The following is a 17,473-nucleotide window of genomic DNA, read 5'->3' on the forward strand; positions in this document are numbered from 1 at the left end:
GGAGGACCGATGGCCAGACGCGTGAGTCTCAAGGATGTGGCAACCGCCGCGGGTGTCTCCCCGACGACCGCCAGCCGGGTGCTCTCCGGCGTGGATCGGAACGTGGCCCCGGAGCTGGCCGAGCGCGTCCAGGCCGCCACCGTGGAGCTCGGCTACCGCGTGAATGCCGCGGCCCGCGCCCTGCGCCTGCAAACCACCGGCTCGATCGCGCTCGTGGTGCCCTCGGTGGCCAACCCCTATTACGCCGAGCTGGTGGCCTCCTATTCGCGGCATCTGGACGCCGAGGGCCGCCGCGTGGTGACCTTCGACACCAACGACTCGGTCGAGAGCGAACGCCGCCAACTCGCGGAAATGGACCGGGTGATGGTGGATGCGGTCCTGATCGCCCCGGTGGATCACGAGGGCAGCGCCCCGGCAATTTCGGCCCTGGCGACCACCCACGCGGTGGTCCAGGTGGACCGTATCGCCGCCGGGGTGGATGCCCCCGCGGTCAGGCTGGACAACGCCGCCGGGATCCGCCTGCTGGTTGAGCACCTGCGCTCCAGCGGACGCGAGCGCATTGTCCTGGTGGATGCGGAGCCGCGATCCTCGGCCAGCCGCGAGCGTGCCGAAGCGTTCCGCGAGGTTGCCGGACTCGGCTGCACGGTCCTGCAGATGCCCACGTTCTCGATGCACAGCGGAACCGAGGCCGCCCGCGTCCTGCGCGACTCGGCGGACATGCCGGACGCCGTGATCTGCACGGCCGACGTGGTCTCGCTGGGCCTGCTCACCGCATTCCAGCACGCGGGACTGCGCATCCCCCAGGACATCGCCCTGGCCACCTTCGATGGCACCGCGCTCTCGGGCGTGACGAGCCCCGGTCTCACCACGCTGGACTCGGTGGTGGATGAGATCGTCCGCGCCTCGCTGGAAATCGTCGACGGGACAAGAACCACGGGCCTGCTGGTGACCCCGCGGGTGCTGGTGCGCGAGTCCACCGGGCACTAGCGCTAGAGCCGAGTGCGCGCATCGGTCAGGGTCCGCGGATATCGCTTCAAGAACTGGAGCGAATGACGGGAATCGAACCCGCGCTACCAGCTTGGGAAGCTGGAGTTCTACCATTGAACTACATTCGCGTATCAAAACTGGCCCGAAATCTTGCCGTTTGAATGGGTCAACCGTATCACGAGAGGTCAAATGAAAAACGCAAATCCTCCATTTACTCTCCAAAAATACTTGCGGTTCAGATGAAAGTCACTAATAAGTAGCCAGCGTGGCTAGTGTCCGACGTGGAAGCTACGCTCGCTTCATGAATTCGAACGCAGCCTGCCTGGCGTGCCGCGCGCTCGCCCCAACTCTGCGAAGCGATATGACTGATCTCAAATTGCGGCATTATTGCACCCCTGCGTGAAATCCATGCATGGGTGCGTCTGCATCTAAGTCATTGTTTCGCCGAATGTGGGACTTTAGCGAATGTGAGCTACTGATATCAAATAAACCTAGTCTCGAAGGTTCGCAGATAGGGGCCGTAAAATGCAACGCTTAAGTTGCTATAAATGACCCCTTCATGAAATAATTACTTTATGACCAAGCGCACTCTCGATCCAGCGGTAAAGCCCGACGAGGCTACCGACCTCTATGACGTGAAGCGTCTTGCAGCACTCCTGCGCGTGAGGCCGGCGACCGTGCGAAGCATGCGCACCCGCGACCAGCTACCTGAGCCCACTTCCACCGATATTAATGGTGGGGCGGTCTGGGCTCGCGAGATCGTCGATTCCTTCTTCGCCAGCGATGACGATGCGGGCACGAAAGTTTCGGTAAATGTAAACCCAACCCTCCCGAAAGTTATTGACCTTTTCTCTGGGTGCGGTGGCATGTCTCTTGGTTTCCAGCTCGCGGGGTTTGACGTGCTTGAAGGCTTCGATAACTGGCAGTGTGCTGTGGACACTTACAGCAAAAATCTCGGTCACTCGGCCACTATGCTCGATCTTGGGGACTTGGATGCCACCATCGGAGCGCTTGAGAAGTACGAAGGCGTGGGTGAGTTTCCTGCGATCATCGGTGGGCCTCCTTGTCAAGACTTTTCATCCGCTGGATCCCGTATTGAGGGGGCCCGGGCTGATCTCACCGAGAAGTTCGCCAGTGTAATTGTGCGCTTTACGCCACCATTCTTCGTTATGGAGAATGTGGCCCGCGCCGAGCGCGCTGCAGCTTTCAAACGTGCCGTCGCTGTTATGGAGGAGGCAGGATACACCGTTAAGAAGGTGGTTCTCGACGCGTCGCTCTGTGGCGTTCCACAGAAGCGCAAGCGCCTCATCACCATTGGTAGCAAGAACCCTGCCGTGACCGCCGCAATCTTCGAGTGGTTAGCGGCTAACCAGAGCGAGAAACCGATGACCGTGCGTGAGTGGTTCGGAAATCGGCTCAACACCGACACTTACTACCGCCATCCGCGTAGTTACGCTCGCCGAGGCGTGTTTTCGATCGATGAACCCTCGCCCACGGTGCGGGGCGTGAACCGCCCTGTCCCGGCGGGCTACCCGGGCCACCCAGGCGACGTGGTAGCGGTCGACAAGACCCGTCCTCTCACAGCTGCCGAGCGCGCGGAGATCCAGACTTTCCCTCCTGGTTACAAATGGGTCGCCTCACGAACGAACACCGAACAAATGATCGGCAACGCAGTCCCAGTGCGCCTGGCGAAGTTTGTCGCACAAGGGATCTCCGCGAGCCTAGCGTCTGAAGGTGGCCCCCATGGAAGTTAGTCCTGGATGTCTGCCTCGCGGCTCAGCTCCTCAGCAAGGTGCTGGATTGCGATGGCGGCATCGAGTCTGCGCTCCGGCATTAGAAACTGAGCACTTGAGGGGCTGAGTACCTCTCCAAGCTCTGAGCGAGTCACCCGTGGTGTTAGAAACTCAGGTGAGCGCAAGTGCTTGAGTGATGCTTCTCCCGAGAAGGAGCCTGCTTTGTCCGACTGGACACCAAAAGTGATTTCCGAGTGGATGCTTCCGAAGTTCAGAGTGTTCTGGATCGCATAGTCCAGAAGTGACCTTACGAGCCAGACCAGCGCTCGACTCGGCCGTGAAATGCTCGTCGGCGCTTTTTGCTTTTTGATGCCGTTGGCACTGAAATGTTCCCGACGTACTTGGTCGATGAAGAGTTGGGTGAAAGCCATATCGGTCCACGCGAACACATCGAAAGCGTGCTCCTCTAGGACAGGCTTCTGGCCCTCCGATCGCCAAATCGCCGTTAGTACGAGTGGGGTCTGCACGTCCAGGCCGCCGCGAATTACATTCTCAGCGGCCTTGAGAACGCGCGGCATGGCTTCTATCATGAACTTCTCGTCAGACCACTTATAGTCGCTCGGCTGCCCGAGCTCGTCGACGAGGAGTTTCTGCAGGTGAGAGCGCTTGCTCGCGCCGTACGAGTGCGCGATTGAAAACGCTAGCTGCTCGACTGTCGATGGCCGCACGACGATTTCGCAGGACTGATCTTTGCGGTCTCGGCGGGCTGTCGATGAGGTCGGCACCACTACGAGCTTGATTTCGAGGGGCCTCAGGTGTCTTCCGGAGGCCCGCTCGATCACGACGACATCGCTTTTGTTTGCACTGGTGTGGGTGTAATCGTTGTAGCCGCTGTACACGCCCTCGAACTCGAAGTGCACCTGATCGAGCGATGTACCAAGGATTTCGCTCCACTCGGTCATCTCGTGTTTCGTGGTTAGGCGGCTGTCTGCGTCCGTTGTAGCCCTGATGATTGGGATGGGGAGTCCTCGCACGTTGGCTAGGTACTGCGCGAGTGAGAGAGGGAACGCGTTGGTGAAGATGTTCTTTCCGAGTGAACTTGACTCCCGGAAGTCGTGACTCGCGTGATCGAGTCCGTAAAGGAATGGCTTCATTTTGTCAGCTTATCTGTTACTGCCCGGAAGATTGCATCCCTCGTAGTGGGCGCGCGTTCTAACAGCGATGCGTGTCAGCTTGGAATGCAATCACCCCCCCCCGGTCGTGTCTGCCCCTCATCCTCCTGTATAAGGGGTCCTTTCGATTTAACTGGAAAAGTGGGGCGACTCTCGAAAGAGTCGCCCCATTTCTAATCCGCGGCGTGTTTTCCCGCGGTCGGTGTGTTTGCCAGTGCCAGGCCGTTACCCAGGATTGAGCCAGCGAGCCCCAGCCAGCCTGCGATTTGTGTCTCCGTGGCCACGCCATAGATCAGAGCCACCCCGCCGGCGGCTACCAAGATGCCATAGATGTACGCTCGGGCCTTTGGATTTCGGATGATGTTGTTCATGATCTACTTCCCTTCTACTGATTGGATAGTTCAGCGATACGAGCCAGGGTCCCCACCAGCGCGATCAAAGCGCCGGCACCCGTGAGTATCCCGACCACGGCACCGGTCACGACGTACCAGGGAGCGCGTGGCCGCTGGGCTGCTTCGATCCGGGTGAGGCGACCTTCGATGTTCCCGAGACGGTCCCCGTGATTCTCTAGGCGCTTTTCGTATTCGCCCTGTTTTTCTTTGGTGAGGATGACGTGGGGGCCAAGCTGCGCGACGAGGGCAGCAACCTCCGACTTCAGTCCGCCAACCTCGGCGTAGATCGCCGAGAGTGTGACGCGCACGGCGGGCTCCTCAGTCTCCGCGGTCACAGCGTGCCGGCGTTAGCGCGGCGCTGGAGGTCGATAATCTGCGCCGGCGTCGCCTGAGAAAGCGTGATGCCGTACTTGGCGAGCGCGAGACGCTTGGTTACCGGCCCTTCGATACCGTCGCGGAGATCGGGGCGGATGCCGAGCGCGGCCTGGACGGTGCGAATGATCTGCGGCCCGCGGATACCGTCTTCGACGATGCGCAGCTTCGGCCATGTCTGGATGGGGCCGGCCACGCCGTCCGGGGTGAGCCCGAGGGCTCGCTGGTACTGGGTGACGAAGCCTCGCGTCTGCGGGCCGTCCTTGCCGTCTACAACCACCGCGTAGTCGCGGCCGGCGAGCGCGAGCTGGATGGCGCGCACGTTGGGCGCTCCGCCAGAAGGGGCGGTTACCGGAGCGCCATCGAGGCGGGTGATGTTTGCGATTGGGTCGATCGCGGTGCCGTAGATTGCGTCGTTGCGGGTTTTGTCTCGTAGCTCGAAGTGGAGGTGTTCGCCGGTGCTCACTCCGTGCTTGGGCCCGACGCGGCCGATGGTCTCGCCGGCGGACACGCGAGCGCCGCGGGCCACGGTGACGCTGCCGAGCATGTGGTATCGGGTGACGAGGCTGTTGCCGTGGTCGATCTCGACCCACTGATTGATGGATGCCAGGTAGCCGGTACCGGTGACGGTGCCGGCGGCGGCGGCCGGTACTGGCGTGCCGGCTGGCATGGGGAAGTCGATGCCCTTGTGGTATGGGTCAGCGGCGAAATTGCGCTTTCCGAATCGGGCACCAACGTTGTTGAGCGGGAAGGGGAGAGGCATGGGTTGCTCCTTAAAATGAGAACGACCTCGATTCAGACGAGGCCATTGGTTGTGTTGGGGGGCGATGATGCTCACGCGAGGCGGAAAAGCACCCGGTAGAGCGCAGTCCTAAACGTCGCGCAGAGGGCCTAAATAGCGGACCTGAATCCATGCGTTCTGGACGTTCAAGGGCGAACCAGTATCCTGAAACACATTCCAGGTGACGAAGTTTTGTGATCCGTCCATGTCGGCCTCCAGCGTCAATTGCGCTGCGCCATTCCCTAATGGATATGCAGGCGCTGCGGACTTTGCGAAATCGATCTGTGGGTCGCTTCCGGGACCGTTCTTCGAAATGCTCCACTGCCGAAGACCGCTACCGTTGTTATTCAGCTGGCCGTAGAACTGGAAGATGTATTTCCCTGGGATTCGTGGAATGCATCGGAAATTTGCCAGGTCCCAGTCGATTAGTGGGTGCGTTTCGACATAGCGGGCCCCGCCGAGAGTGACCACTCCCGTATTGCTTTGTGATGTGGCGTTTGTCCATAGACATTTAGCCGTAATGGGTACTGATGCCGATCGTCGCCATCTGGTGCCGCGATAGCTCCACAACGCCCCGTCGTCCAGAGTCACCGCCAGTGCCCCGTTGGTTGCGGACCCATCGACTAGTTCGGCCGCATTGCGTGCTGTCAGGATCCCACCTTGAAGGGTGGTCAGTCTTGGCGCAGAACTGATAACCACGCTGCTAGACAGAGTGGATGTTGCCCCGGCGCTCACTCGTGCGGTTGCCAGTACGACCGCACCAGCCGGTGTCGCCGGGGGCTGCACTGAAGCGATCGGGGCCACAGCTCCCTGCACAACACCGATTTCAGGAACATCGGAGGCAGCGCCCGCAGCCGCAAATCGAGCGCGGACAAAGATCAAATCGATTCTGGCATTTGCGGCGGGCGCGGCAGTGGTCGCGACCGCTACAGTCCCGTCATTGGCCACGAGCTCCGCACCTCCGACCGCGGACGACGTGATCGCTTGGAACGATGCGACGTTGTACATCATCTGCCCAGTGCCAGTGACCACACCACCTAGAACGCCAGGTGATGGAAGGACCCCCGTGCGAGGACCATCCGATGCTTGGAAGGCCAACCCGGCCACCAGGTTCCGGGTGTCCAGTACTGGCAGACCCGTCGGGCTGCCGGTCGGAAAACTGTTTCTAATAACCATGAGAGGTCCTAACCGCTAAAGGTGACTTGGATTGTGATTTGCGCAAGATTGCCGGCCATGACTGGGAACGCGGCAGGGTTACTTGGATTCCCCTGGATCTGCGCGGTGAGAGCCCCGCTGCCGCCGGTGATTGTTCGCGCGTGTGCAGCGGTGACGATGTTGTTTACAACCGATGCCCCCGCGTCCTTTGCGGCCGGCACTGAGCGCCCTGACGAGCCAGCTATAACAACACGCCCTTCAAGTACAGCCAAGCCGCCGCTGGTGAGATCAGCGGCGGCAAGGGTGCCTAGTGCCATCACCGTGGCTTTGGTTTTACCAGGAGGGAACGGGATCGAAACCGTGGCATAGGTGACCCAGCCGCCCGAAAGCCCAAATCCCGTAGCGCTGCCCGTCTCCGCAGCGGCAATGGGTAAGGCGGCGATTGTCTCGCGAAGGTTGCGCACAGATTGGGCAGACTGCGTGCCGGACGCTGCTTGGAGGTCCCGAAGCTCCCGGGAGAGCTCATCCAGCGAGTTTCGGAAATACCGGAAGTCTCCAGCAGGAGGCATCGGATCAGCCATCGTATGCCTCCCCGCAGGTCACTGACACCCAGTTGCTATCCAAGCTCACACCCAGCTCAAGTATGCGGTGCCGGTACGTTCCATCGGACACATACGGGTCGCCAGCAACGACGAGATCCACGAGATCTCCGACGGAAAACTCCGATAGCAGTGGGGCGCGATCTAGCGAGAAGGTGAACGATCGAAACTCCAACGGCCGGTCAGCTGTGCGCAGCGACTCGACGGCATATGCGTCCAATGTGGCCTGCTGAGAAACTGACGTGCGCGAGGTATCGACGGTCTCCAGCAGCGGATACCCCGAATCAACTAGCGCGGAGTTGTAAGCCATTGCGACCAAAACCTGATCGTCGCTACGGCCGCCGGTTCCCCATGACACCGAGGCCATGCTTGACGGATCGACACTCACTGCAACCCCATACCCAGAAGAGTCTGGGGCGGACACCTCCCAAGTAAAGATGTCTGGCGAGATCAGCCTGGGACTCTGGGCGGTGCCCGAGCGCATCCTCCACCCGAATCGGGAATCACTCACTCGGTACAGGTCGAATGCGAAATCAGGCCCGTTTTCCACCTCGGAAAGCTGGGCAAGGGCGTCATTTACCCATTTCAGGTCCACCGCGGCGTAGTTGCGTTCGTTCACACCAACTCGATCGGGTTCGAACTGGATCGGATAACTACTCGCGGGCCAGCTCATCGCCTGCTGCACCAGGCGCTTGCCAATAGTCCCTAAATCCAGGCCTCGAAGATTCGTGTCAAGCGCCGTCTCGGGGTACCCATCAGCCCGGACCAAGTTGGTGGTCATGGCCTCTCTGGGGAGAATCGCGCGCTTCTTAAAAATTGACCGGATCCCGGCGGCGGTGAGCTCGAGTTTTCGTTCATCGCCTCGATAATCGTGGGGCTGGATCGGTCCCCCCATCCAGCGACCATTCACCCCGTAAGCGATTGAATGTTTCCACGGGGTACCCAGATTTCGCCAGTCCTCAGACGCCACCACATCGTCTTCCAGATCTAACGTGACCGTCACAGAATCAGCCTCGTTGACGCGTAGATTTCCGGTGGCTGAAACCGGCGTGAACTCTGCCACCACTTGACCGGTGAGCGTTTCAAAGACAAACAGCTGCTGATCTACCATGCCGACCTCACCATTCCTGCCAAATACGGGTCCCCGGTTGGGCGGTCGATGGCGATTTGAACAGGCGACGCAGGGCCCGGCGGGATCTGCCACCATTCCCGCATGACTAGGTATCGCGATACATCCGATACCCCGCCAAGAAGTGCTCTACGCTTCGCAAAATCAACTTCAACATACGATCCAGCAGCCACGGGGAAGGCGAAACTCACCCGCATTTGCTGGCCCACATTGGTGAGCGTGAATCCATCGAATCCTCCATACACTCGGAAGATCGGGTGGGAGGATTTCGTGCCTCGGTTCAATAAGGAAATCCTGCCATCAGAACCCGGCGAGCCGCGCCAGATCGCGGGCCATACCGCCGGCCACACCAGCCCCCCACCAGCAAGTGGCGGTCGGGCAGTTTGCCAACTGTCATCTACCGAGTACCGTAGAGGGTCCCGGGCCAGGAGGTCGAATGGCATCGTGGCCAGCGTGCTGCCACCTCGGTATCCTTCTAGAGTGGCGGCCTCCACGGTGACCAGTCGCTCGGTTGTCCCCGTTGGCTCAATAACTCGCAGTGGTACCGGACCATCAAACCCGATCGACGCAAGATCTTCCTGCATCAACAGAAGTTCCTCTTCGGTTCGAGGATGCAGAATCGCGCGAAACGATATAGGAAGAGCTGGACGGAACACCTGTGAGACCCCGAACGCTCCGTGCGCGCGTGGACGCTCGTTCACACCACTTTTACCCTGCGGCGTATCTCTCCACCCGGTCAGTCCCGAAAACCCCAACCCACCAGGGGACGGCCGGTCAGTGAACAGCCGTCCCCCAAGAATCACGCTCGTTGCACTCATACAGTATTCATTCCCTTCTGCGCTTCACGGATAAATGACCGCATCTGCAAGGTCGGGTCGGAAGTCACCGGCAGGCTGATGTTTTGCTGGACCATAACTGATCCTGCAGTCGAAGCGGCGTGCACCGAGGTTGCCGCCCCTGAAACATCGGCGGATACCGATGTCATCGCGGATTGAGCTCGCGCCGACGCGCTCTTGGCCATGGTGACAAGCGCCGCGCCAAAGCTTGGTCCCTCGTCTTCCACACCACCAACAGCGCCTTCCACAACGTGAACGCCGGCCTTGCGCATAAGTCGGGACGGGGACTTGATCCCGAAGAAGTCCTTGAACCCTTGAAATGCGGATCCGGCGAGTTTGACGATCGCGTTGACCAACGCTCCGACCATTGACCCTAGGCCGTTGATGATGCCCATGACGATTTGCACGCCGAGGTCTAGCCAGTTGACCCCCATCAGGCCGTTCCAAATTGCCGCGATGATCTGCGGAAGCATGGCGATGATCTGGGGGATCGCCTTGACGAGGCCGATGATTAGCGACACCACAAGCTGGAGTCCTGCCTCAATGAGTTTCGGCAGCATCTTCAGCAGCCCCGCCACCAGCTGCAACACGAGCGTGATCGTGGCGGTGATCAGTTGCGGGAGTGCGCCAATCAGGCCCGTGACCAGCGACAACAGCAGCTGAATTCCGGCATCAATAATCATCGGCAGATTATTCAGGATCGCTGTCAGCAGCCCCATGACAAGATCCAACGCTGCCGTGAGCAGCTGGGGCAACGCACTGATAAGCCCAGAGATCAGAGCCATGAGCAGTTGAATGCCACCCTCGATGATGACGGGCAGCGCTGCGACTATCGCAGTGAGTAGACCGTTGACTAGCTGCAACGCGGCCTGGACCAGGAGGGGGATCGCTGTCACGATTCCCTGAATTAGCGTGGTCACCAGTGTGATCGCGCCCTGGATTATCAATGGCAGATTCGCAACGATTGCCGAGATCAGTCCCTGGACCAGCGCGAGCGCTCCCGTGATGATCGTGGGGAGCGCCAGCACTAGTCCTTGCACCAGCACATCGACGATCTGAGTGCCGGCAGCCAAGAGCGCGGGAACTTGCTCAAGAATTGACGACACGATCTTTGGGATGAACGCAGCAATCTGCGTCACAAGCCCGGGGAGCGCGGCAACCACGCTGCCCACGATCCCCGTAATGCTCGACACCAGTGCACTGGCGTCGCCACCGCTGAGGGCGAACCCGGCGAATGCCGCGGCAACGATTCCCAACGGTGACGCCAGCAGCCCGAGGGCACCTCCTAGCCCAGGGATAAGGGCACCGAGAGGACCGAGCTTCGCCAGGATCGAGGCGAGCCCGCCAGCTCCGAGCGCAGCCATAACGCCACCGAGCGGACCGATGATCCCCGAGAGGCTTTCAAGCTTGGTGCCGACGAGTCCGGCGCCGGTACTGAGGTGGGTGAAGAATCCGGTGATGCGCTCTAGCGCGGGGCCGAGGAGCGTATCGAGCTTGGTGCCGATCGCTGCAGCACGTGCTTCAAGCGGCTCCATCGCGTCGGTAACAGCTTTGATTAGCGGTCCGATACGCGAGTAGAGACCGTACATTTCGCCGGTCTCTTTGTTGATGCCTCCGAAGATGTTCGCGCCGGAACGTCCCAGACTTGCCTTCAGGTTTTTGAATGCCCCGGGAATGGTCTTCCCGATTTCATCCGCAACTGTTCCGGCGGCCTTTTCAGCAGCGATTGAGAACGTGGCAAAATCGACCTTGCCCGAGGAAGCCAGTTTGAAGACTTCGCCAGCGGTCACCCCCATCTGATCAGCGAGGGCCTGATAGATCGGGAGTCCTCGGTCACCGAGCTGGCTGATGACATCGTTCTGCACGCCGTTCGCCTGGGTGGCGGCCTTGTTGAAGATCGAGCCCATTTCTTCCATGGACATGCCAGCGGTGGAGGCGTTGTTAGCGATTGACTTGAGGTGCTTTTGGAGTGCTTCGCCTGGCTTGATACCGGCGGCGACGGCCGAGGCCGCAACCGTAGCGGCCTCGCCCAGACCGAAGCTCGTTCCCTTGACTGACGCGGTTGCGTCTTTCATGATTAGGGCGACTTTTTGGCCGTCGTTTCCGAGGCCTGTCAGCTTGGCACGGGCTGTGTCGATCGCGGTAAGACGGGCAAGTCCCGACCCAAGGGCAACGCCAATTGTCGTGCCGGCTGCCAGGACACCGGCGGTGGCCACGTTCTTGATGCCGGCACCAAGAGCTTGACCGGCGGCAGCACCGGCACGCGCGGCGGCTTCCACCACCGACTGCAGGCTGGATGCTGCGGCGGAGCCTATGCCTGCCAGCCCAGAGACGAATTTCGGAGTGATCTGCGATGCGGCGGAGGCGACCGTGGAGGCCACCTTGGAAAAGACGCTGCCCACAGCTGCACCTACTGGGGCGAGGTAGCGGCCTACAGAGTACGCCACTGACGAGAAGGCGTTGCCGACGGTAGTTGCGACACTGCGCACGGCATTGGTGACGGGGGCAAAGACGGCCTGCACGCGCGAGCCGATCGCAGATGCCACGGATACGACTCCGGCACCCATGCTCGACATTGCCGAGCCGACAGCTGAGGCCGCCTGCCGAGCTGCGCCGCCGATCGATCCAAACACACCGGTAAATGACGATGCTGCGCCTGCAGCCGAAGCCCAGCCAGCGACAAAGTTTCGGAACGGATAGGACACGGCCAGCGCGGCCGTGCGTGCGCCAGAGGCGACTGCGTTAGATGCTGCCCAGGCCGCACCACCAAGAGTCCCGAAAACGCCCGTGAAACTCGATGCAGCAGCCGCGACCGAGGACCACCCTGTTTTGAAATTTATGAAGGGTGAAGCGACCCACAAGCCAGCAGTGCGCGCAGCCGAGGTGATCGCGTTGAAGACCTTCCGGGAAGTACCTCCCAGGGAGCCGAGCACGCCTGTGAACTTTGACGCGGCTGCGTTCGCATCGCGGAACCCGTCAATGAAGTTCAGCCACGGCCGAGCAAGCGCATCGGTAAACACACGCGTCGCCCCGCCGAGAGTACCGAGCGCGCCAGAGAACGATGATGCGGCAATCTGGGCATCGGAAAATCCCTGTCGGAATCGTCCCAGCCCACCAACTGCCGGGTCCACTACCGCGCGTGCAAGCTGACCGATTGCAGCGCCTACGCCGGTGAACGCCGACGATCCGGCGCGGGCCTCTTGCCAGCCCGCTTGCAAATCCTTGGCGAACCTCTGCAGAGAATTTGACCCCGCGCTTGTGGCCACCGAGACCGTAGCTGTCGCGCTAGAGAGGGCCTCCTGTGCTGCCTTGAGACGAACTGACGCAGCCGTGACCGCATCGGTGGATGCGCTGTGGTTTCGGCGGGCAGTCGCTAGGCGTTCCTCTGCGGCGACCGCCTGTGCTGATCCCTCCCCAGATTTCGCGATCGCCTCCTGGAGGCGAACCTCTGCGATGCGCACCTTACCTGCGTCATCCTGCTGCCGAAGACGAGTCTTGGACAGCGCGGCGGAGGCTGCGGCAACACTGCGATTCAGTTTGCCCAGCTCCGCCGCGCCCAGGTCACCAGCTCCGGCCGACAGCCCTGACTTCAGGTCGCGGCCGAGGCTGCGACCTGTCTTCGCGCCAGCCTTGGAGAACCCGCCCTCGAAAGACTTGGCTCCCTCAGCACCAGCGTTTTTAGTTTCCTTGGCGACACGGGACTTGAACCCCGTCATCACCGGAAAAATGCTGATGTGTCCGGACCCAACCTCTGATGACATGTCGCCTCCTAGCTAGCTGAAGACGATGCTGTCTTCCAGTTGTGCGGCAGCTTCCGCGACCTCGTCCGTGGTTGCCTGAGCGCCGTGTCTGCGGGGATTATTCATCACCCAGGGCATTACCGCGTTCGCTGCTTTTTGGTCGCTGATTTGCGCCATTAGCGAGATCAGCATGGGCGTAGTCGCGGGGTATGCCCAGCCGGCAAGTTCTGCCCCAAACGCTGTGCTTGGGTCCCCAGCGGCCTCTTCGATCAGGAGCTTTGCCTCACCCCAGGACAGGCCGTCGCCCAGATCCGACAGCCCCACGCTGAACGCTTCGCGCAGAGTGCGAGCGACCAATCCGCGGTGCTTTGTGATGATCTGGGCGACGGCGATTATTCCGGGAGTGTGGCCGAAGTGATGCGCGAGAAGGTCGTGAAGAATCGCTCGGACATCGCGATGGTCTCGGTCAGATCGTGCCGGGAGAACTCGGCGGACACCTCGTCCCCGCCGACCTGGGACAGCAGGGTCTTGAACTGGTCGACAGGGTTTACCGAGTCTTTGCTCATCGCATCAACATCGTCCAGGCTGATCGAGAGGGGTACCTTCACGATGGTCCCGTCGGGGAAACGGCCGATGAAGTTCTTCTCGACGATGATGTGCTTGATGTCCGGTGCGAGAGCGGCGAGCGCCTTGGCTTCGTCCTCTTCGGACCAGTTGTCGAAATCGTACTCGGGCTCGGCAGCGGTTGCAGCAGCAGTGGTCTTTGCAGTCATGGTTGTTCCTTTCGGGTTATCGGGTGTGATTGAAAACTGGCCGGGGCGACCCGATGACACCCCGGCCAGTGGTCTGTGCTATCCCTCGGAGGGAACGGTGGCGGGAGCCGCCGGGCCCCACTGCCAGAAGGGTGCGCTGTTGAACAGCGGGTCTTCCTGCCAGGTGAAGGTCACGTTTGCGCCCTCGACGGATCCGCGCTCCTGCTGGTCCGGCTCGATCGCGGTGATTGCCGCGACGCCGATGCGACGCTTTTCGGTACCGTTGCGGTACTTGGTGACGACCAGCAGGATGAAACGGTTGTTTGGCAGGGACGAGGAAACTTCGATCACGCCGTTGACATCAGGCTCGGCTCCCTCCAGGAGTGCCTGGACGGTGGGGTTCTGCTCGGCCAGGCCGATAACCACGGTTCGGGTTCCGTCGCCGGCGATCGAGTAGCCCTTCTGGAAGAACTCCAGTGCGTCTCCGCCTTCACGGCTTTCGGCAGGACCGCCGTCCTGCTTGTACAGGCCGAGGCGCTTATACGCCGCGGGCAGTACCAGCGGGCTCGCGCCCAGCTTGTTCTTTTCGATGATGTTGGCGGCAAGGACTGGTGCGAACGCGGCCAGTCCCGTGATCGGGATGCCAACGGCGTCAAGGTCGTTGCCCTGAGAATCAGCAGTCATGAGTGTGCTCCTTCTCCCGCGGTGCGGGGGTTAGTTGAGTGGATGGCTCACCAAGAGCCAGAGACGACGTATTGAGCCGTCAGGTATTGACGGGACACATCGAGTTGGTCGATCACCGTGGCCGGGCTGGTGCAGCCGTCCCAGTTGACGAATGCGATGGGGCTGCCCTCTACCAGGGGGAGGGCGTCGTCGTGGAGGATCCCAGCGAGCCAGCGTGCAAGATCTTTCGCGGGGGATTCGTTCTGTTTAGACCCGGCCAAGACAGATGCTCCGATGGATATATCGAAGGTGACAGGAGATAGTCGAGCGCCGGGATCAACTCGGATCACGATCAACGGTTTCTTCAATGGCACCGCGAGCGTAGATGGCTCCTTGTTGCTGACATCGGCAATCTTGTTCTCGGCTGCGGCGAGCGCGCGGACGTGCTTGGTGAGCCAGAGCTCTAGGTCTGGGGCTACGACCCTCATGTTTTCGAGGCTTTCAGCGCCCGGGCGAGGTTGCCGGTCTTGGCCTCGATAAGCAAGGTTTTTGGATCTCGGCCGACGACACGATACACACGCCGGTATCGTGACTGGCGGGCCTCGACACCGATTTTTTGCTGGTATGCGGTTGTGTCTACTGGGGCGGTTTTTTTCGCTTCGGCGGCGGCGCGGTCGGCGGCCGCCTTCGTGAGTTTGTCTACACCCGCAGACTTCATGATGTTGTTGAAGTAGTAGGTGTTGAAGTTGACTTCCGTTTGACCCTTGGCCGGCATGCTTTTCTCCCTCGGTTATCCGACTGCGCGGGTCAGCGGTATCTCGCGCGCCGGTGCCCAGCCGGTCCACGGATTCACGTCGGCGGCGGGCGGGATGCCGTCTATCGAGTAGATCGGCTCGTCGTCCCCGCCGGCGCGAATACGATCGCCCTTTTGGACGTCGACGTTTGCGGCGCAAAACAGTGACTTGGATTCCAGGGCCTGCTCTCGGCTCGCACCAGCAAGCATCGAAGTTGAGGTTTGAGCAACGAATGCACCCGGGATTTGGAGGATGTCAGGGTTGTCCCAGTCGCCGAGAATGACCTCCCCTGAATAGGGATCCTCGAGCGGGCCTGGCCGGAGACGGTACACGGTCCGTCCATGGGGGAAGATCACGAGTAGCTCCCTTCCGGCCAGGCCCGGGAAATGGGGCGAGCGGTAGGGAAACTGCCCACAGGGCCAGCCGCGGGCGAGGCCGCAGCCTTGCACAGCGATCGCAACGCTCGGCGGTCCTCGTCCATCCAGGTGTCGGCATTCCAGTAGTCAACGGATGCCGAGCCGATTCGCTGAGCGCGCACGCGCCTGGATCCTGCGACGGGTGCCTCGGCGGCTACCCCTCGCAGGATCGCGATCGCGTTCTTCTGGTCTTCGCTCCCTTCGGGGAACGTATCGATGCAGGGGGCGATGGAGCGTCCCGCCACAATGATCCGGCGGGCCACATCCTCTGGGACATCCGGAATGTCAGCTGGTGTGATCACGTCATCGCCCCCTTCTGTCTACTCTTTTGCGGCTGCGGTGATCGCAGCGACCTTCTCGGGCTTTGTCTTGGCAGCGCCAAGATCAATCCCGTGTTCCTGCGCGAACTTGTCGAGCTGCTTCGCGGACCATTCCGCAGAAGGGGCACCTTCGGGAAACGCAATCTCCTCTGGCGGGCTCGGCTCACTTTCGGTCTCGGCCTCGGTAATGAGCCCGCGCTCAATCAAGTGCTTGATCTGGGCTTCAGCGATGCCGTCGGGGATAACGCCACCGCGCTGCACGAACGCAGCGACCCGATTTCCGGAAGCCGAGCCGATTGCTACCTTGACCACTGCTGCAGTTGCCACATACTGAGTCATGATTAAGCCCCCGTTCCAGTGAGGTAAAAGCCGGCGAGGGGGTCGGTCACGATCGGCACGTGGACATTACGTGCCTGAAGGCGGGTCTTCTCCGCCGTGGGCACGCGAATCGCCGCGATCTCAACGCCGGTATCACCGCCGATGGGCTGCATTTCCGGCGTGGGGATCTGCTCACGTGCGATTCCGCCGAGATTGCGACGGTCGAGGAACAGAGGGTCCGTGATATCGCCACCATCGTCCGGGATCCAGGTAATACCCGCGATATTCGGGAAGCCATCGGTGAGAGCCTGGCCGCTGTCCTTGGGCAGAATATCCAGCAGCTCGGGGATCGCCTCGGCGTACAGCTCTCCCGGGAGCACCACCGTATCGATGTCGTAGCCGAGCTTCTGGCGGCGGGTTGCCGCCTTCACGCGAAGCGCATCCTTGTAGATCTGCTTTGCGCTCGTCCAAGCGGCACCGGCCGCAACCGTGTTCGTTACCGAAGATGCGACTGCGCCGAGTGCGGCGTCGTTTGCGGAGAACACGAGTTCGGTCTGCAGGAAGGCGAAGGCGTCATCGATGGGCTGGCGGAGGAGACGACCAACCTGTTCGTCGGTCACCTCTGTAGCGAGTCCTTCCTTGGTCGCCGAGTAGAACTCATACTCTTCTGCGGACATCGGAGTGAGCTTGTATTCTGCTCCGGGATTCACAACTTCTGCGCCGCGCTGGGCACGGATCACCTCGTTGATCGGCACTCCGATAGCGCCACCGGTGATGGTAAATCGCTTCTGGAGCAAGAACAGCCCAAGGAACTGCTGCGCCTGGAGGATTTCTGCGAAGCGGCGGGCGATGAGCGTTGGCGACTTCAAGAACGCGATCAGGTCAGCTGCCGACACGTTTGCGAGCTGGCTGGGTGTGAGAGGGTAGGTCTGCATCATTTGCTCCTTTCTTAGAGCTGAATTGCGCGAACGACGGTGCCGTCCGCTGCAGAGGTCAGGGCGAGGAAAATCGCGTCGCCGGCCGCGAGAGTGCGAACGCCGCCTGCTGCGGCAGCTTCGAGCTTTGAACCACGAGTGATCGCCCCCACTGCCTTTAGCTCGTGGATCGGCTTGCCAATCTCGATGGTGGTCTTGTCGCCTGCGGCGGCATCGTGGCCGGCGACACCGACATACTTTGCTGATGCGGCGACCGCCGGGACGACCGACATATCGACAGTTCCGACCTCTACAAGCTGGCCGGCAGAAACTGCTGCGGCGGCGCTGAATGTGACAGTATCGCCGGGACGGAAAAGGGGGAGATAGCTCTTAGCCATGA

At 61.0% G+C, this 17,473-nt stretch carries 19 protein-coding genes and 1 tRNA gene; 2 read left to right on the forward strand and 18 right to left on the reverse strand.

Features of this window, described 5'->3' with window-relative positions; genetic code table 11:
• Positions 1-9 precede the first annotated feature (9 nt).
• Positions 10-987: a LacI family DNA-binding transcriptional regulator gene (locus C7C57_RS00290; protein ID WP_030147667.1), complete on the forward strand. Its 978-nt coding sequence runs from the start codon at positions 10-12 to the stop codon at positions 985-987.
• A 54-nt stretch (positions 988-1,041) separates the two neighbouring features.
• On the opposite strand, the gene C7C57_RS00295 is transcribed toward C7C57_RS00290, so the two are convergent.
• A tRNA-Gly gene (locus C7C57_RS00295) sits at positions 1,042-1,115 on the reverse strand.
• Between the two features lie 447 nt (positions 1,116-1,562).
• Between C7C57_RS00295 and C7C57_RS00300 the strand changes: the two genes are divergently transcribed.
• Positions 1,563-2,741, forward strand: a complete 1,179-nt coding sequence (locus C7C57_RS00300) for a DNA cytosine methyltransferase (RefSeq protein WP_187977153.1) — start codon at positions 1,563-1,565, stop codon at positions 2,739-2,741.
• Here C7C57_RS00300 and C7C57_RS00305 read toward each other — a convergent pair.
• The 17 genes from C7C57_RS00305 to C7C57_RS00385 form a co-directional block, all read right to left on the reverse strand.
• The gene (locus tag C7C57_RS00305; protein WP_187977154.1) at positions 2,738-3,874 is read right to left on the reverse strand and encodes a HindVP family restriction endonuclease; all 1,137 of its coding nucleotides are present in this window, start codon (positions 3,872-3,874) and stop codon (positions 2,738-2,740) included. The genes C7C57_RS00300 and C7C57_RS00305 overlap by 4 nt on opposite strands.
• Before the next feature lie 191 nt (positions 3,875-4,065).
• The gene (locus C7C57_RS00310; protein WP_187977155.1) at positions 4,066-4,263 is read right to left on the reverse strand and encodes a hypothetical protein; all 198 of its coding nucleotides are present in this window, start codon (positions 4,261-4,263) and stop codon (positions 4,066-4,068) included.
• Between the two features lie 14 nt (positions 4,264-4,277).
• Positions 4,278-4,592 (reverse strand): hypothetical protein, encoded by a 315-nt coding sequence (locus C7C57_RS00315; RefSeq protein WP_187977156.1) that lies wholly within the window; start codon positions 4,590-4,592, stop codon positions 4,278-4,280.
• A 23-nt stretch (positions 4,593-4,615) separates the two neighbouring features.
• Positions 4,616-5,419, reverse strand: coding sequence for a peptidoglycan DD-metalloendopeptidase family protein (locus C7C57_RS00320; RefSeq protein WP_187977157.1), 804 nt, complete (start codon positions 5,417-5,419; stop codon positions 4,616-4,618).
• Between the two features lie 108 nt (positions 5,420-5,527).
• A complete protein-coding gene (locus C7C57_RS00325) occupies positions 5,528-6,448 on the reverse strand; it encodes a hypothetical protein (protein WP_187977158.1) in 921 nt (306 codons plus the stop codon).
• Between the two features lie 173 nt (positions 6,449-6,621).
• Positions 6,622-7,173 carry a hypothetical protein gene (locus C7C57_RS00330; protein WP_187977159.1) on the reverse strand — a complete coding sequence of 184 codons (552 nt, stop codon included), beginning with the start codon at positions 7,171-7,173 and terminating at the stop codon, positions 6,622-6,624.
• On the reverse strand, positions 7,166-8,302 hold the full coding sequence (locus C7C57_RS00335) for a hypothetical protein (protein ID WP_187977160.1): 1,137 nt from the start codon (positions 8,300-8,302) through the stop codon (positions 7,166-7,168). Before C7C57_RS00335 ends, C7C57_RS00330 begins: the two co-directional genes overlap by 8 nt.
• Before the next feature lie 832 nt (positions 8,303-9,134).
• Positions 9,135-12,917, reverse strand: coding sequence for a tape measure protein (locus C7C57_RS00340; protein WP_187977161.1), 3,783 nt, complete (start codon positions 12,915-12,917; stop codon positions 9,135-9,137).
• Positions 12,918-12,929: 12 nt separating this feature from the next.
• Complete coding sequence (locus C7C57_RS00345; protein WP_255505730.1) at positions 12,930-13,253, reverse strand: hypothetical protein; 324 nt, start codon at positions 13,251-13,253, stop codon at positions 12,930-12,932.
• Positions 13,254-13,288: 35 nt separating this feature from the next.
• Entirely contained in the window at positions 13,289-13,669 is a 381-nt protein-coding gene (locus tag C7C57_RS00350) for a hypothetical protein (RefSeq protein ID WP_051701743.1), read from the reverse strand.
• Between the two features lie 78 nt (positions 13,670-13,747).
• Entirely contained in the window at positions 13,748-14,332 is a 585-nt protein-coding gene (locus tag C7C57_RS00355; protein WP_187977162.1) for a hypothetical protein, read from the reverse strand.
• 47 nt (positions 14,333-14,379) lie between these two features.
• Positions 14,380-14,799 (reverse strand): hypothetical protein, encoded by a 420-nt coding sequence (locus C7C57_RS00360; protein WP_187977163.1) that lies wholly within the window; start codon positions 14,797-14,799, stop codon positions 14,380-14,382.
• Positions 14,796-15,086 (reverse strand): HK97 gp10 family phage protein, encoded by a 291-nt coding sequence (locus tag C7C57_RS00365; RefSeq protein ID WP_030147682.1) that lies wholly within the window; start codon positions 15,084-15,086, stop codon positions 14,796-14,798. Before C7C57_RS00365 ends, C7C57_RS00360 begins: the two co-directional genes overlap by 4 nt.
• 15 nt (positions 15,087-15,101) lie before the next feature.
• Positions 15,102-15,461 carry a hypothetical protein gene (locus tag C7C57_RS00370; protein WP_187977164.1) on the reverse strand — a complete coding sequence of 120 codons (360 nt, stop codon included), beginning with the start codon at positions 15,459-15,461 and terminating at the stop codon, positions 15,102-15,104.
• 380 nt (positions 15,462-15,841) lie between these two features.
• Entirely contained in the window at positions 15,842-16,180 is a 339-nt protein-coding gene (locus C7C57_RS00375; protein ID WP_187977165.1) for a hypothetical protein, read from the reverse strand.
• A gap of 2 nt (positions 16,181-16,182) precedes the next feature.
• On the reverse strand, positions 16,183-17,097 hold the full coding sequence (locus tag C7C57_RS00380; protein WP_030147686.1) for a hypothetical protein: 915 nt from the start codon (positions 17,095-17,097) through the stop codon (positions 16,183-16,185).
• Positions 17,098-17,108: 11 nt separating this feature from the next.
• Positions 17,109-17,471, reverse strand: coding sequence for a capsid cement protein (locus C7C57_RS00385; protein ID WP_030147687.1), 363 nt, complete (start codon positions 17,469-17,471; stop codon positions 17,109-17,111).
• Between the last annotated feature and the right edge of the window lie 2 nt (positions 17,472-17,473).

It is taken from the genome of Mycetocola sp. JXN-3 (assembly GCF_014522285.1).
Lineage (GTDB): Bacteria > Actinomycetota > Actinomycetes > Actinomycetales > Microbacteriaceae > Mycetocola > Mycetocola saprophilus.